This window comes from Paenibacillus sp. FSL K6-1558, assembly GCF_038002565.1.
Classification (GTDB): Bacteria; Bacillota; Bacilli; order Paenibacillales; family Paenibacillaceae; genus Paenibacillus; species Paenibacillus polysaccharolyticus.
The window spans coordinates 3,363,802-3,377,773 of record NZ_JBBOCV010000001.1; the positions used below are offsets into that span (position 1 = coordinate 3,363,802).

13 protein-coding genes are annotated in these 13,972 nt (G+C 46.0%); 2 read left to right on the top strand and 11 right to left on the bottom strand.

The window, feature by feature from the left end; all coding sequences use genetic code 11:
* Nucleotides 1-15 precede the first annotated feature (15 nt).
* Nucleotides 16-543 (bottom strand): DUF6385 domain-containing protein, encoded by a 528-nt coding sequence (locus MHI38_RS14430; protein WP_341181346.1) that lies wholly within the window; start codon nt 541-543, stop codon nt 16-18.
* A gap of 209 nt (nt 544-752) precedes the next feature.
* Here MHI38_RS14430 and MHI38_RS14435 point away from each other — a divergent pair, with 209 nt between their 5' ends.
* Nucleotides 753-1,286, top strand: coding sequence for a hypothetical protein (locus MHI38_RS14435; RefSeq protein ID WP_221786662.1), 534 nt, complete (start codon nt 753-755; stop codon nt 1,284-1,286).
* Between the two features lie 30 nt (nt 1,287-1,316).
* Nucleotides 1,317-1,898 (top strand): hypothetical protein, encoded by a 582-nt coding sequence (locus MHI38_RS14440; protein WP_221786671.1) that lies wholly within the window; start codon nt 1,317-1,319, stop codon nt 1,896-1,898.
* 113 nt (nt 1,899-2,011) lie between these two features.
* On the opposite strand, the gene MHI38_RS14445 is transcribed toward MHI38_RS14440, so the two are convergent.
* The 10 genes from MHI38_RS14445 to MHI38_RS14495 all read right to left on the bottom strand — a co-directional run bounded on the left by MHI38_RS14445 (nt 2,012) and on the right by MHI38_RS14495 (nt 13,869).
* Nucleotides 2,012-3,379, bottom strand: a complete 1,368-nt coding sequence (locus MHI38_RS14445; protein WP_221786672.1) for an MFS transporter — start codon at nt 3,377-3,379, stop codon at nt 2,012-2,014.
* 69 nt (nt 3,380-3,448) lie between these two features.
* A complete protein-coding gene (locus MHI38_RS14450; protein ID WP_221786676.1) occupies nt 3,449-4,627 on the bottom strand; it encodes a winged helix-turn-helix domain-containing protein in 1,179 nt (392 codons plus the stop codon).
* A gap of 205 nt (nt 4,628-4,832) precedes the next feature.
* Nucleotides 4,833-5,627 (bottom strand): ABC transporter ATP-binding protein, encoded by a 795-nt coding sequence (locus tag MHI38_RS14455; RefSeq protein ID WP_090921652.1) that lies wholly within the window; start codon nt 5,625-5,627, stop codon nt 4,833-4,835.
* A 1-nt stretch (nt 5,628) separates the two neighbouring features.
* The gene (locus tag MHI38_RS14460) at nt 5,629-6,489 is read right to left on the bottom strand and encodes an ABC transporter permease (RefSeq protein WP_240036800.1); all 861 of its coding nucleotides are present in this window, start codon (nt 6,487-6,489) and stop codon (nt 5,629-5,631) included.
* Nucleotides 6,490-6,679: 190 nt separating this feature from the next.
* Nucleotides 6,680-7,729: an ABC transporter substrate-binding protein gene (locus MHI38_RS14465; RefSeq protein ID WP_341181347.1), complete on the bottom strand. Its 1,050-nt coding sequence runs from the start codon at nt 7,727-7,729 to the stop codon at nt 6,680-6,682.
* A gap of 369 nt (nt 7,730-8,098) precedes the next feature.
* Entirely contained in the window at nt 8,099-10,117 is a 2,019-nt protein-coding gene (locus MHI38_RS14470) for a methyl-accepting chemotaxis protein (protein WP_341181348.1), read from the bottom strand.
* A gap of 682 nt (nt 10,118-10,799) precedes the next feature.
* The gene (locus MHI38_RS14475; RefSeq protein ID WP_154890114.1) at nt 10,800-11,231 is read right to left on the bottom strand and encodes a hypothetical protein; all 432 of its coding nucleotides are present in this window, start codon (nt 11,229-11,231) and stop codon (nt 10,800-10,802) included.
* 18 nt (nt 11,232-11,249) lie between these two features.
* Nucleotides 11,250-12,275 (bottom strand): RHS repeat-associated core domain-containing protein, encoded by a 1,026-nt coding sequence (locus MHI38_RS14480; RefSeq protein WP_445667211.1) that lies wholly within the window; start codon nt 12,273-12,275, stop codon nt 11,250-11,252.
* A 239-nt stretch (nt 12,276-12,514) separates the two neighbouring features.
* Nucleotides 12,515-12,778, bottom strand: coding sequence for a CPCC family cysteine-rich protein (locus tag MHI38_RS14490; RefSeq protein WP_154892242.1), 264 nt, complete (start codon nt 12,776-12,778; stop codon nt 12,515-12,517).
* Between the two features lie 17 nt (nt 12,779-12,795).
* The gene (locus MHI38_RS14495) at nt 12,796-13,869 is read right to left on the bottom strand and encodes an RHS repeat-associated core domain-containing protein (protein WP_445667212.1); all 1,074 of its coding nucleotides are present in this window, start codon (nt 13,867-13,869) and stop codon (nt 12,796-12,798) included.
* Between the last annotated feature and the right edge of the window lie 103 nt (nt 13,870-13,972).

Sequence of the window (13,972 nt, forward strand, 5' to 3'; positions counted from 1 at the left end):
ATCTGGGTAATTAAACTACCTTACGAGCATACGCTGTGCCTGAAAATATACATCAAGCCGAGTAGGCTGAGCCGGATCTACAGGCAGGAGCACAAGCCGGGTATAGTGTAGAAATCGCAACGGAACCAGCGCCTTTGTCTGTCCCCCCTCAATGACTTCCTGACTATCCACCGCATAATCTACGGCATTCGGACTAACCTGAACTTGAACGATCGCTGGATGTTTTCCACGATTGACCACGCCATAACTGTACATGCTCAGAGATGAGGTGTCCTGCGGCGGGAGGGCATGTTCACCACGACCTGTCTCTGCTCCAGTGTAGGTATGCTCTGTAAAACAGTGAGTAGCACCAGGGAGTTTCGTGCGTGAGAAAGCACCCTGTTTGAACCTAGGACGGGTAATCCGGGAACAAGGGGGCTTCAGCAGTTTGGCGCGGCGAGAACAACGGGATGGGCGGCGGCTGACATATTTAGTTTTTGGTTTCATTGTCTGCTGGGCTGAGGGTTTCGTTCTCTTCCTGCTTCGCTTGGCTGTTCGACTCATCTCGATTTCCCCTTAAAAAATGTGCTTACGCATCGTATGCCCGGAAGGAGAATACGGGCACGGCATCCGCCGTTATTTGGGAATTCGGATGTAATCCCCAAACGCTTTCTCTTCCTTTTACATATCATGCTAGTAATGAGGACAGGCGAAATAACGCAGGCTATAGGCTTTTTTCCATTTATTCCATGGTTCAGAGGAGGTCAAGCGGGATGACCAATACGAATGTATTCAACCAGTCCAATGGCCCTTTATTCACACAGCTGACCAACACATTTGCGGCCCCGGGAATCGGAGCAGCTCCAGACACCGGTGCGGCTGCGGCAGGCAGTTTTTTCGCCCTAACCACGAACAATACATCGATCCCCTCCAACCAAAATCTACTTCTGCAAATTTTGAATGCAGCAGGTAGCGGCAGAACGATACGCATTGCGAGCCTCGCAGGGGGCACAACAGCAGCAGCCACACTCGTGGTCTATTCCGGCGGAACCGTGACTGTCGGTAGCACACCCGTGCCTGTCAATACATTGCTAGGCAATGCCAACACCAGTATCGTAACGACAAGACAGAATACAGGGACACTTGGAGGTACCTTCACCAGCCTGCTCAGCATTCCGCTCACCGCAGGTCTGTATGCTCTCGATTTGAATGGATCTATTGTTGTGCCTCCGGGTCAATCGTTATCCATAAGCTTGGGAACAGGAAGCCAGGTGGGATCTATCAATCTATTTTGGTGGGAATTCTAACCTGTATTTTGAGTAAAGGTGGAGCGAATCATGCCGAACAATAATGTATTTAATCCCTTGAACCAACCCGTTTACACCTCCAATACCAACACATATATCTCACCTGGCATTGTTGCCCCACCTGAAAATAATGCGGGCAGCACAGGTAACCTGTACAATGCAGGTTCCACTAACTCCACCACACTGGGTTTGCTTGGAGGGAGCGTAACGGCCACTTTGCAACTCGCCAATCCAACTGGAAGCGGCAGAACATTGTATGTTTCCCGTTTGTCTGGTGGAATTACTGTTGCACTCAATCTGCTGTCTTCGTTCAGCGGCACGTTGACCCTAACTGCAAACGGTACACTCTCATCGCCCAGCACACTTACAGCCGTAAACAGTAATCTGTCCAGTAGTAACACAAGTGTTGCTCTTGTTCGATTTTCTACAGCAGCCCCATCCGGTGCTACCGCTATAATGTCCATGCCTCTGCAAGTTGGTCCATTTCAATCCAACGAGTTCGGTAAATACGTGATCCCTCCGGGTCAGGCCATAAACCTGTCCGTAACCGGATCACTCTCCGTTGCTGGTTTGTTAGCCTCCACGACGTATTTCACTTGGTGGGAAGTATGATGGTCTATAGCCTTGCCTCTGTGCAGGCCAAAGAACAGAAATAGCCACGTTCGGATAAGGACCGAATGCGGCTATTTCGTATGTTAGGATATGGAACGATCCAAACAAGCAATTTAGGAGACGCCTTGCTGTTGCTGTGCAGATCCCACCTTTTCACTCGAAGTGGATCTTCTGTTAAGCGACCACAACATACGCTGGAACAGGATGCCTGTCAGACCAATGGCTAGCGTAGCCAGACCGATCATTTGAAAAGTCGGACTCGGTCCCGCCAAGCGGATGATCGCACCGCCAGCAAGCGGGGCAGCGACCAGCACAACGCTGTATAACGAGTTTTGAATGCCGAATACACGTCCTACATAGTCAGGAGAGGTCTCTTTTTGCAGCAAATAATTCATCGTGACCATAAACAGTCCATTCCCCAGACCTGTACACAGGCCCAACATAATAATCCATGCCGTCGACGTATCCGGATCAACCCAGCCGAGTCCTGCAATTCCGGCGCCAATGAGGAAATATCCGCCGCCTAGACCCCATCCGTACCCTAATCTCGGCAATCGGTTTAACAGCAAAATGATAAACACTGCTCCCGCACCTACGGATGAACCGAGCCAGCCGAGCATAGATTCATTACCTGGTTTGATTTCCCGAAACAGGGTCGTAAATTGATATTCGACCATCAGAATAGACATGAGGCCAAGACAGCCAAACACGATGGTATTCCTGACTGTATGGGTGTGGCGTAAATACTTCCAGCCCTGTTGCCACTGCTTGAAGAAAGTCTCGGGTTCCTTCCGATTCTCTTCGTTATGCTCATCGGTTGCTAAAGCTTCTTTCTTCTCTACCAAACGTCGCAAAGGCCATAATACAGCGCCCGATAACAGCCGAGCACACGCATTGATCAGAATGCAGATTTGTGGAGAAAAAAAGGCCAATACAACTGCACCCAGAAGGGGACCTGCTATTTTCGCACACTGATTCACAAACCCGTTCAGTGACGAGGCTTGAAACAGTTGCTCCTCTGCCACGATCTGCCGTGTCAACGCCTGCTGGGCAGGAACGTGAAACACACTCATCATCGCACGCAGAGCCAGAAGTGGCAGCAGCCATGCCGGGCTTGGTGCGAATAAAATGCCCACCGTTAGTGCAATGGTAATGCCATCACAGAGAATCATAATTCTCACTTTATGCAGTCGATCAGCGAGAGCACCAGCTACCGACCCAAACAAGATACCTGGCACAGCCATACAGACAGGGATCAGCGCGATAATCAACGGATCGGCTCCCCATCGGTAAGCCACCATGACTTGGATGGCGAGCGCATCGAACCAATCGCCAAAGGTGGCGAGTGCGTAAGCAACAAACAGACGCACAAACTTAAGATTAGTCCAGAGGCTTTTTGAGGTTTTTGCAGCAGATTTACCAGATGAATTATCTGGTGTAGATGAATCGGATGTGTCGTTTCTTGATGAATTAGCTGTCATACATGTACTTCCTCCCTTGATTACAGCGGTTTTGCGAACATGATGTCCTTAGCTGTAATCTTAGGTGAGCTATGTCAGAGGAAGATCAGAGGATAAGGAATTAGCGGATAAAAAGTGACGGATCGTCTTCACGATCTGCTGCCCGTATACGGACACGCCATAGGATTTACTGATTTCTGTATAAATCTGTTGGTATTTATTGCGGAGTCTCCCTTCAACTCGGTGATGATCCATGAACAGGAGAATTTGATACGCTGAATTAAGATAAAGCGGTGCATGGAGCGACATTTTCAATACTTCCAGACCGTCATCCATTCGCAGTTCAGCTTCTCGCACCCGTCCCTGCCGCAGTAGCCATAAGCCCTCCATCACCTGGAAACGGCCGATCTCCCGCAGATAAGGAGCGTCTTTTAATTGCGTGCGCAGAACGGCCATCTGTTCCTCAACGGCCTCACCGCTCCCACCCCATAGTTCAACAGACAGTGCAGTTATACTCACAGGTAACTTGAAATAGATTAACTGATTTGCTTCCATCACCCGATATGTTTCTTCCAACTGCTTCTTGGCTTCCTGATACTGACCCGTCTCGGCATAGATATCAATGATATTAAGAATCCTTAATTCCTGGCGGTGCTCGGCAGGCAAAACAGATGAATGAATCGCTTGTTTGTACAACATCAGACTTTCCGCAGGTTCAACGAGAGCATGGACATAAATCAGCAGCCAATACAGACGCTCCTCCAAGGGAAACTCCGCTGTGTTCATTAGCCAATCCAGATCTCCCTGTATGAAATGCAGGTACAACTGATAATACGGTTCTATTCGTACGCCGAGTGCCTCTTGTTGACGAATCAGCATCTGGATTGAATTCCCTTGGCCGAACAGATGATATTTCCGAAGCAGTCCATGCACAACTTCCTGCATCTCGGGATCATGGATAGACGGATTCGGGGGCAACACGGCCCTATTCTCCCGTAAAGCAAGCCGATATCCATAACCACGAACCGTATCTAGACTGACTTCATCCCAGCGCTTCAACTTCTTACGGAGACGATAGATGTGATCATCTACGGTGCGCTCCACCGGATATTCTAGCGGCCATACCCGATCCAGCAGTTGACTGCGTGTGAAGGCCTTATCTTTGTTTTCGTACAGAAAATGCAAAAGCGCAAACTCCTTCGCCAGCAAGCGAATCGAATCCATTTGCTGAGATACCGTATAGGTTCCCTCATCAAATTGAAGAGACATTCTCGTTCCTCCCTTGTGTGCCCTCATATATGTCATACGTAGATCAGCAATCTGCTTTATCTTTTTTTTCTAATGTATCTATGTATCTCTCAAGTATTTTTCAATTCTCACTCTTCAACATACCATAAAAAAAGCCCCTTGCGATAACGCAAAGGGCCCTGTTTCTCAACGATAGTTGTGGATGTGACTTCACATGAATTCAACCTTATCCCAATACCACGCGGTCATCCGCCATTTTTTTGCCGCTGATCCGCTCGAATTCGCCGAGCAGTTCTGGCACCGTTAGTGTGCGCTTACGCTCTTCACTGACATCGAGGATGATTCGCCCTTTGTCCATCATGATCAGGCGGTTGCCTAGACGAATGGCCTGTTCCATATTGTGCGTTACCATCAACGTGGTAAGTCTCATCTCGCGGACAAGGGTCTCTGTCAGCTCGGTAATCAGCTCTGCGCGAGATGGGTCAAGCGCAGCTGTGTGTTCATCCAACAGCAGAATCTGCGGCTGAGTGAAGGTTGCCATCAACAAGCTGAGCGCCTGGCGCTCACCGCCCGACAGAAGACCCACCTTCGCATTCGGGCGTTTCTCCAGCCCGATTCCCAGCTTCTCCAGCTGCGCGTTAAAGATTTCACGTCTCGCACGGGTCACACCAAAACCAAGTCCGCGTCCCTTGCCGCGTTTGTACGCCATTGCCATATTCTCTTCAATGGACATATGCGGGGCGGTTCCAGCCATCGGGTCCTGAAAGACACGACCGATCCAACTGCTGCGTTTATGCTCTGGAAGATTTCTGATTGAACGGTCGTTGATGAGCACGTCACCCATATCGGGTTTCATCACACCTGAGATAATGTTCATCAAGGTTGATTTCCCGGCGCCGTTACTGCCAATAACCGTTACAAAATCACCCGGATTCATAATCAGATTCACACCAACCAGAGCTGTTTTCTCATCCGTTGTGCCCGGGTTGAACAGTTTGGTGACTTGTGTAATCTCTAACATGCTACATGCCCCCCTTTGCCTGTTGGCCGCCGGAACGCATCAGCTCTTCGGTCCGTTTGCGAGCGAGGCTACGCTGTTTCATGGAACGCTGCATTGTCGGGAAGACGAGTGCAATAATAACGATAACGGCAGTGATCAGCTTCAGATCAGATGTATCAAACCATTCCACCTGCAAGGCAAGTGCAACCACAATCCGATAGATTATGGAACCAACGACAGCTGCCAGCGTCGCCCAGAATACCGTTCTGGCACCCAGAATTGCTTCGCCAATAATGACGGAGGCCAGACCAATGACAATCATGCCAATGCCCATTGTAATATCAGCAAACCCGGATTGCTGAGCAATAAACGCACCAGATAAGGCTACCAGCCCATTAGACAGACTGACACCAATAATGGTCGTTACATCCGTATTCGCACCAAAGCTGCGAATCATGCGTTTGTTATCCCCTGTAGCGCGAAGCGCGAGTCCGATATCTGTTTTCATGAACAGATCAAGCATGATTTTAAATACCAGCACAACAATAATGATAATGATCATGACATGTTCGCCTGAAAATGGCGTTTCCACGCCCATAATCGATTTATTCGGTGCGCCAAGAATACGCATGTTGATCGAATACAGGGCAATCATCATCAGAATCCCGGACAGTAGTCCGTTAATTTTGCCTTTCGTATGCAGCAGACCCGTTAGGGCTCCAGCGATCATGCCGCCAGCCATAGCTGCCAAGCAGGCCAGCCAAGGGGAGTAATCATTGGAGATCATGACCGCCGCAATAGCGCCTCCTGTAGTAAAACTTCCGTCTACGGTAAGATCGGGGAAATCCAGAATACGGAACGTAATATAAACACCCAGTGCCATCAGTGCATATAACAGTCCCAGTTCAATGGCCCCTTCAATGGAATTCCAACTTATACTCACACTGCTTCCTCCCTGTCTATCTCTACCGGAAAAGAATGAGGCGAACCCACCTGCTCGTTCGCCTCGCCTCCGTCTGCCGAAGTAATGTCAACCTTTCAGCTAATCAATAAATGAATCCGGCCATTGGTTCTTATTGGATAATATTGTTTGCCTGATCTTTCACTTCGGCCTTCATCTCATCCGTTACCGTGATGCCTTGAGCTTCAGCTGCCTTCAGGTTCAGGATCAGATCCAGCTTGTCCGGAACAGTCACCTTCATATCGCCCGGTTTGGTTCCATTTTTCAAGATGTCCGCAGCCATCTCACCGACTTGGTAGCCGTGGTCATAATATTTAAATCCTACGGTTGCAAAAGCACCCTTCTCTACCGTATCCCGATCACTGGAGAAGAACGGAATTTTGTTGCTGTTTGCCGTCTGGATGATCGTATCCACCGCACTTACAACGGAGTTGTCGAGTGTAATGTAGAATGCGTCGACTTTACCAACCAGCGAGTCTGTCGCTTGTTTGACTTCCGATGTATTGGTTACTGGTGCTTTAACCAGCTTGATGTTATGTGTTGCCAGAGCCTTCTCGGCATTATTCGCCATGACAACTGCATTCGGCTCACCTTCGTTAATGACCAGTCCTACTGTTTTTACATCCGGCAGGTTTTTAGCGATAAAATCAGCCAATTGCACAATCGCCTCTGGATTCGTATCCGATGCACCGGTTACATTGCCACCCGGTTTGTCCATATCACTCACGAGCTTCGCACCCAGTGGGTCCGTCACAGCTGCAAACAAGAGTGGCTTGTCCTTCACTTGTTGTGCGAGAGCCAGTGCAGATGGCGTCGCAATCCCGAGCACGAGGTCGTTTTTGGAATCACCGGCAATTTTCTGGGCAATAGACAAGTTGTTCGTGGAATCCCCTTGCGCATTGTTATAATCAATCTTGAGGTTTTTGTTCTCTTCAATGCCGGCATCCTTCAGAGCAGCGATGAAACCTTCACGTGTAGCATCCAGCGAGGGATGTTCCACAATCTGGGAGATGGCAATCTGGTAGGATTTCTCTGCGCTTCCGCCCCCTGTTGTGCTGTCTGAACCTTTGGACTCCGAGCCTGCACCACTGTTATTTCCGCAACCTGCCGCTATGATCATCGAAGCAGCCATCATCAATGACATCCAAAACTTTTTTTTCATCTGTAAGAACCCCTCTCCAAATGTTAAAAATGTGGTCTTCCGGTTACACTCCATCTTGTATCCCCTCAGGTACGATAGAGCGGAACAAAACAAACGCTTCAACGCATTGTTGCTTTGATCGACAAAAGCAGACAAATCTAGACTTTTGGCATGCGACTGAAGTCCATGCCGTGTTGCTCTTTTATTGTTTTCCTAATATTAAAGGGCATCCCTGCTTCCGTCAATGGTTGAACCGCTTCCATTTTTGTTTTACCCGAATACGTGATAGAAAACTTTACATTATCAAAAAAAGACAACCCCAAATAACGGGTTGCCTCATTTTTATATCTACTTTAATCCATAAGCATCGATCTAATACGTTATACCGATCTACAATTTAAACTTCTCAATCTGTGACCTCAGTTGCTCTGACATATTAGCAAGTTCCGCTGATGAGGAAGCGACTTCCTCCATAGAAGCCATTTGTTGCTGTGCCGCTGCGGAGACATTTTCAGTCTCTGCTGCTGTCTCGCTAGCCGAATCAGCAATGAGGCGAATAGAGCCCACCAGGCTTCCCGTTCCAGAGACAATCTCCTCTGCCGCCGCTGTTACACTACGGATACTATCTGCGACCTGTTCCACGGACGAGCGAATATTCGTAAACAGCTCACTTGCCACTTCGCCCGCCTGTTTGCCTTGAGCAGCCTGCTCAACGGTCTGCTCAGAAGCACGAAGTGTACGCTCAATCTCCACCTGAATGCGCCCAATAAATCCAGCAATTTGCTCTGCGGATGCAATCGACTGTCCGGCAAGATTACGAACTTCATCGGCCACGACGGCAAATCCTCGGCCAGCCTCACCAGAACGTGATGCTTCTATTGCCGCATTCAGAGAGAGGATATTCGTTTGCCGGGCGATGTTGCTGATTACACCTACAACCTCACCAATAGAGGTGGACAAACTGCTGAGGTTTTGAATCGTACCGGACAACTCACGAATTCCATACTCCATCTCATCCATCTTCCTACCCAGATCATGCATCGCTGTAGATCCATCCGTTGCGAGTACATTCGCTTCCGAAGCAACGGTGGATACATGAGAGCTATGTTCTGCGACGCCATTAATCTGCATCGCAATATTTTCCGCTACATCGCTACCATCTTGTACGCTCGACGTTTGACGCTCCGAGCCCTCGGCAACCACCATAATAGCCTCCGTAATGCTCTGTGATGCATTGGAACCTTGCTCAGCACCTACGGCTAGCTGTTTGGCAGAATCGGTTAATTGTCCGGATAGATCCGAAACATTCGTCATCAACTGATGTAGTTGCTCACTAGATCTATTAAATGAATGCAAGGCTGCGCTAATATCCGTTTTCCCTTTTACAGGAATGCGATACGTCAGATCGCCTTGTGCCAGTAGATCAATCCCGTGTGTGAGTTGACGAATGGGCTTTACAATTTTTGTCGCGATTAAAATACTGAGTAACAATGCTGCCGCAACGATGATGATTCCTACAGTTAGTACAAGTACGAGCAGATCATTAACCGGTTTTGAAAATTCACTCTCATCCATATATGTAACAACAACCCAGTTCAGTTCTGTTTGAGTCATGTATCCCAATCTTTTAACACCATCTATTTGAAAATCAAATGCAAGATAATTGCCTTTTACCGCTTCAGCAAATGCTTCATTCATATGGGTGTTGCCCATATCCGTAATATTACTATTCATAATCTTCGTCTCATCTGGAGAATAGATAAAGATTCCACTCGCTGTCGTCAACACTGCTTGTCCCGTGTTGCCGTGCTTAAATGCAATTACATCTTCGACCAATTCATTAATCTGATATCCAGCTGTATAGAAACCAACCGGTTGACCATCTTTCATAATCGGCGACCCAATGGCAACGCCAAGTTTATTATCTACTACAGAAATCAACGGTTCAGAGACATACGGACGACCCGCCTGAATTTCTTTTACATAAGGCCGGCTCGATAAGTCATATTCTTTACCTGTCGCGTCCATCGCAGACTGTCCTGTTACATCCGGTGAATAGAGAACCGTAGTAAACTCCGGATGTTGTTCTTTTAAACTGGAGAGAAATTGCATCTGTTGCTCTTTATTGTCTCCAATTGATGCACCTTGCTCGGCAATCATTCTAACGATAGTTTGTTGCTCTTTCATTTTGATATCCATTTCTTTGGCCAGCAATTTCGTATCCAATACGAGCTGTTTCGTTGAATAACTTTTGACCTGATTCGATGTAGGAACATAGAAGGTAACTGAAAGGACCGCAACACAGACAATAACGATGATCAGTGAAGACAGCATGATTTGTCCTGCCGTTTGCCTTAATGAACAAAATGTGAGTATTGAACGAAGAAAACCTGATTTTTTCCGAGCCATGACCTATCCCCTTTTTTTTAGAAGCTATAATTTTTATATGATATATATCGGTATAATCACGAGTGTTTTTAATCCGAAAAATACCGCTTCTTAAAAAAAATTTGGATCAGAATTCATATAACAAGTAATTTAACTCACATATGTTCATAATGAGATATGGGTGTGTTTATTCATATCAGAGCGAATAAACGTGTATAAAAATTACGTACAAATGTTTTTTTAGATAAAAAAAAAGACTGCTTCGACATTCGAAACAATCTGAGGTCTCCTTAAAAAGAGAAAGGTAATATTAAAAATTGTCTGAATTAAAACTGAACAAGATTATCTTTGATATTTATTTGGTAAGTAGTCCTTATTAATCTTTTGAAGTAAATTCTTTAAATCCAATTGATAAGAAGATAATTCTTCCCTGTTTTCACACCCCGTTAATTCATAAAGTTTCTCCTCAGGGAAATTTCTAATACAAATTCAATACAACTTTCATACACCATTAATTCGCCTTCTGATAATTGCAATTCAAACAAGGTCACACTAGCAATTTCTTCATATTTTATTACATCCATTTTACCACCTCACATAGTCTGAAAATATCTCTTTAAACTTTTGATTCTCCCCTAGCCATATTACCCCTGACAATTGCTACTAGTGCCCTAGCATCCTATCCCTAAGCTTTCTTCACACCTTATACGTGTTCCTGGTAAGAAAATGATTCCAATAACGAACTAAATATGGGAAGCAATTTGGTCATGTACCAATTTAAATCAGTTACTTTATTGTAGCCCTCTATATCAATGAATCTTCTATTAATATCAGGGCTCATTAAAAAAGTACCATTATTACGTATTAAAAAGGTTCCTCCAATATTGGTATCTTCCCAAGTCATTACAACTCCAATTAATTCCCCACTTTTCTCCTTTTCACTAAGAATACCTAACAATTTTTCTTTAGAGATGGAGGTTCGTTGCCAATCATAATTATCATTGTCACCAATAGGCAAAAAAGCAACATTCCCATGGTCATTGTACGTCCAACCATATTTTTCTAATTTATTAAGAATAGTCATCCCTGAAATTTTCTCTGATAAGAATATTTCAATAGATATTGAAGTAGACATACATTCCCTCTCCCTCTTTTAATCTAAAAATTCTTTAAAACTAATACCTTTTTTATTAAGCCAATCCTTAATAGATTGAGGAATTCTAGAATTTGAGTATAGATAGTACGTAGCATCATTCTTTGTTGCAATCTCTAGTCTCGCACCCATATCTGATTTAAATTTTGCTACCCCACCAAATTTTCCTTCCATTATTTTGTTCCAGTATTCCCCTGATTTTGCTTCCCACCACTTTCCTCCAATTCCACCATCAAAATCTCTCCCACCTTTTGAAAAACTTCCATTCCCACCTAATTGCTTGGTCAAGAATTCCTCAAAATCTTTCCCAATGAGATTCTTAGCGCTTGTAACCTTATTGTTTCCCTGACTCGACTGCCCATTACTTGGAGTCGATGGCCTAGGCTTACTACCCGCGCTGCCACCCTTTACTCCACCGCCGCCTCCGCCGAGGCCTCCTCCAGAGGATCGGCCCATTCCGGCACTGCCACTGGCGCTACCGCTTCCTGAGCCCAAGCCTTCCAAGGCGTTTTTCTCTCCTCGTTTGGCCTCTCCGCTAGGATCGGTGTAGATCAACGGGTTATTTTCCACATGCGTATATAGATTCAGGCTACTCGGTTCTGCTTTATCTCCTTCATAGGTATCTTCGTTGATAAAACGTCCCAGATTCGGGTCATACCAGCGGGATCGCAGATATTGCAGCCCTGTTTCCTCACCCCAGTATTCTCCCGCATAGCGGAGCACATTCGGTGTTTGCTCTTCTACCACTCGTGGATTGCCCCACACATCGTAGGTGTACCGGTTCAGCATGTCACCAACGGCATTTCTCAGCTCGGTCACATCGCCGTGTCCGTTCTTCCAATAGGTTTGCAGACCGCTATCCCCAGGAACATGCCGTGCTTGAAGTTCCCCGCTAGCGTCATACACGTAACCTGCTGTGATGGACACGTGGTTGTTTGATCCTACCGTGCCTTCTGCCACCAGCAATTGACGATCGTCATAGTAGTATCGGGTTGTTGTTCCTCCTTGACCTGTTCTCTCATACAATAGCCCTTCACCGTTATAGCGATAATGTACCTTGCCTTTCTCTGTGTCGACTTCGATCAGACGATTCCGCTCGTCATATCTGTACTTGTTTCAAAAAGATATCTTAAAAAAAGAGACCCTGAATAGCATATTGCTAATCAAGGTCCAAAAAACATTATGAATTCCAGCTTAAATAAAATCGTCTAATGTAACTGATTAAGATTATTTTATATATTTTTTTGTAAATAGCCCACAGTTAACTACTCCAAAGAATTATTCTCTGGAAGCTCTTCTTTTAATGGCTTTCTCACCATATTCTTAAATTGAGGCTTACACACACCAAATTTTTTATAATTTTCTCTAGCTTGGTTCAATGTAATATGGTTTGCACCTATATTTATTTCGGGATTAGAATGAGCTACACTGTCAAACTGCCAAAAACAAACATCACAAATATCTACAATTACTTCTTCCTCGGCTTCAATAGTAAAATTATAACAACACGGACACTGCAATCTTTTCATACAATGACTTCTCCTCATCAGGGAGCATATAATTTAATTTGCTCTATCCAGTATTTTAATCCATCTGTCGGTTTATAATAAGTTGATATTCCACCGTACTGATTTATAATTCCAAACTCATTCGTTGCCGTATCATATCTAAAATAGGTGCCTTCTCTAGAAACAAAAGATTGTGTTGTTGAAGTCGGAGATTTATCAAGAAAATTCCTTGCGCTATTTAGATACTGGGTCTCGGTGGTGCTACCAAAATCACTTTTATGGTCATTATAATGTTTATTTAGGGTGCTTTTCCCGTTACCTCTCATAAAATCAGATTTAGTATTTCTTGTACCCGAGTATGCCTTTCCAGCATAATTTGTCCCCTGATTCACCTGTCCACTTGTGGAAGTCGAAGGCTTAGGCTTACTACCCGGACTGCCACCCTTTGCTCCTCCGCCTCCGCCGAGGCCTCCTCCAGAAGATCGGCCCATTCCGGCACTGCCGCTGGCGCTACCACTTCCTGAGCCCAAGCCTTCCAAGGCGTTTTTCTCTCCTCGTTTGGCCTCTCCGCTAGGATCGGTGTAGATCAACGGGTTATTTTCCACATACGTGTACAGATTCAGGCTACTCGGTTCTGCTTTATCCCCTTCATAGGTATCTTCGTTGATAAAACGTCCCAGATTCGGGTCATACCAGCGGGATCGTAGATATTGTAGCCCTGTTTCCTCATCCCAGTATTCTCCCGCATAGCGGAGCACATTCGGTGTTTGCTCTTCTACCACTCGTGGATTGCCCCACACATCGTAGGTATACTGGTTCAGCATGTCACCTGCGGCATTTCTCAGCTCGGTCACATCGCCATGTCCGTTCTTCCAATAGGTTTGCAGACCACTATCCCCAGGGATATGTCGTGCTTGAAGTTCCCCTCTGGCGTCATACACGTAACCTGCTGTGATGGACACGTGATCGTTTGATCCTACTGTGCCTTCTGCCACCAGCAATTGACGATCGTCATAGTAGTATCGGGTTGTTGTTCCTTCCTGACCTGTTCTCTCATACAATAGGCCGTCACCGTTATAGCGATACCGCACCTTGCCTTCTTCTGTATCCACTTCGATCAGACGATTCCGCCCGTCATATCTGTACTTGGTCTGACCCAGATCCGGTTGACGTTCACTTATTTATGCCTTCAAAAAGATAACTTGATATCTGATA